We start from the raw sequence: 2,500 nt of genomic DNA, 5'->3' as shown, positions 1-2,500 counted from the left end.
CGGCTCGACAGCGCAGCGGCCCGGAAACCCGAAAGCTCCAAACCGCGCAGCCGACAAAGCCACACAGACCATCACCCCGATCGATCGACCCAACCTTGAAACCCAAACCCCTTCAGGAAAACCCGGCAAAACCGCCCAGCTCCAAGAACTGGTGGAGCCGGCCGGGATCGAACCGGCGACCTGAAGCTTGCAAAGCTACCGCTCTCCCAACTGAGCTACGGCCCCAAAACTCCCAGGCCCCTTCTCCGGCCAAAAGCCTGCCCCAAAACCTTGGTGGGCCTGGGAAGACTTGAACTTCCGACCTCACGCTTATCAAGCGCGCGCTCTAACCAACTGAGCTACAGGCCCGAGCGCACCCGGCCAGGCGTCCTGGCCAGAGCATCCGGCCAGTCTATCCTGGGGCACCTGACGGCACGGCAAAAGCCGGACCCATGACGGCCCGGCCCCGCGATCGAGGAGACAAAAGGGATGCGGAGGCAGCGGCGCTCGATTGCCTTCGGCCCCGGACGGCACCCGCCATAAAGACGGGCCGTCAGGTCTGGCCGTATGTCTTGGAAGCTCTCAGGCTCCGAAACCCACCCCCGCGCTTCAGGGCCCGCGCGAACGGACCCCGCATGACACGGAAAAGAACTCCGGCCCCCAAGGGCATCCTTAGAAAGGAGGTGATCCAGCCGCAGGTTCCCCTACGGCTACCTTGTTACGACTTCACCCCAGTCGCTGACCTGACCGTGGTCGGCTGCCTCCTTACGGTTAGCGCACCGGCTTCGGGTCAAACCAACTCCCATGGTGTGACGGGCGGTGTGTACAAGGCCCGGGAACGTATTCACCGTGGCATGCTGATCCACGATTACTAGCGATTCCAACTTCATGCACCCGAGTTGCAGAGTGCAATCCGAACTGAGACGGCTTTTGGAGATTCGCTCCGGCTTGCGCCTTCGCTGCCCACTGTCACCGCCATTGTAGCACGTGTGTAGCCCAGCCCATAAGGGCCATGAGGACTTGACGTCATCCCCGCCTTCCTCCGGCTTGTCACCGGCAGTCTCCCCAGAGTGCCCGGCCCTACCCGATGGCAACTGAGGACAAGGGTTGCGCTCGTTGCGGGACTTAACCCAACATCTCACGACACGAGCTGACGACAGCCATGCAGCACCTGTGCGGGAGCCAGCCGAACTGAAGGCCTTCGTCTCCAAAGACCAAACTCCCCATGTCAAGGGCTGGTAAGGTTCTGCGCGTTGCTTCGAATTAAACCACATGCTCCACCGCTTGTGCGGGCCCCCGTCAATTCCTTTGAGTTTTAACCTTGCGGCCGTACTCCCCAGGCGGTGCGCTTAACGCGTTAACTGCGCCACCGAGACTCTACGAGCCCCAACGGCTAGCGCACATCGTTTACGGCGTGGACTACCAGGGTATCTAATCCTGTTTGCTCCCCACGCTTTCGCGCCTCAGCGTCAGTTGCGGGCCAGGTGACCGCCTTCGCCACCGGTGTTCTTCCCAATATCTACGAATTTCACCTCTACACTGGGAATTCCGTCACCCTCTCCCGCACTCAAGACAATCAGTTTCAAAGGCACGTCCCAGGTTGAGCCCGGGCCTTTCACCTCTGACTTGATCATCCGCCTACGCGCCCTTTACGCCCAGTAAATCCGAACAACGCTTGCCCCCTCCGTATTACCGCGGCTGCTGGCACGGAGTTAGCCGGGGCTTCTTCTGTCGCTACCGTCATCATCGTCACGACTGAAAGGGCTTTACAACCCTAAGGCCTTCTTCACCCACGCGGCATGGCTGGATCAGGGTTTCCCCCATTGTCCAAGATTCCCCACTGCTGCCTCCCGTAGGAGTCTGGGCCGTGTCTCAGTCCCAGTGTGGCTGATCATCCTCTCAGACCAGCTACCGATCGATGCCTTGGTGGGCCATTACCCCACCAACAAGCTAATCGGACGCGGGCCCATCCCGGGGCGATAAATCTTTCCCTCGAAAGGCGTATCGGGTATTAGCCGCCGTTTCCAGCGGTTATTCCCAACCCCAGGGCAGGTTCCCACGCGTTACTCACCCGTGCGCCACTCACTCCGAAGAGTGCGTTCGACTTGCATGTGTTAGGCCTGCCGCCAGCGTTCGTTCTGAGCCAGGATCAAACTCTCAGATTAACCTCGCCAAACCCAAAACCTCGAAACCATCCCGAAAGACAATCCCAAAACTTCAGGCCCAGCTCGTCCAAGGGATCCGACAGGGTACTATGTCTAGTACTAGATTTACGTCTTCCCTCACCGACCAGACCAAAGGAAATCTCTCCCCCAAAATCCAGCCGGCAAAAGCGTACGTCGAGCTTTCGCTGCGTCCAGAACGCCCAAACAGAAAAAACGCCGTACCCCAACCGGTCCCATACCAAACTCAACAGATGCCAAACCAACAAAGTCCAGCACCCGCCAAAGACCAACCGGAAATCACAGCGCCACTGCCCGCGCATCCCTTCCGCTCTCTCATACCAACAATGTCAATCAGC

Annotated in this window: 2 tRNA genes and 1 rRNA gene; all 3 read right to left on the bottom strand. The window is 59.4% G+C overall.

Features of this window, described 5'->3' with window-relative positions:
- Positions 1-149: 149 nt before the first annotated feature.
- The 3 genes from DBZ32_RS21910 to DBZ32_RS21900 all read right to left on the bottom strand — a co-directional run bounded on the left by DBZ32_RS21910 (position 150) and on the right by DBZ32_RS21900 (position 2,144).
- Positions 150-225 (bottom strand) — tRNA-Ala (locus DBZ32_RS21910).
- Positions 226-271: 46 nt separating this feature from the next.
- A tRNA-Ile gene (locus DBZ32_RS21905) sits at positions 272-348 on the bottom strand.
- A gap of 307 nt (positions 349-655) precedes the next feature.
- A 16S ribosomal RNA gene (locus DBZ32_RS21900) occupies positions 656-2,144 on the bottom strand.
- Positions 2,145-2,500 lie beyond the last annotated feature (356 nt).

The organism is Algihabitans albus, assembly GCF_003572205.1.
Taxonomy (GTDB): Bacteria; Pseudomonadota; Alphaproteobacteria; order Kiloniellales; family DSM-21159; genus Algihabitans; species Algihabitans albus.
The sequence above is the reverse complement of the archived record's forward strand: the minus strand, read 5'-3'. Positions and strand labels throughout refer to the sequence as shown.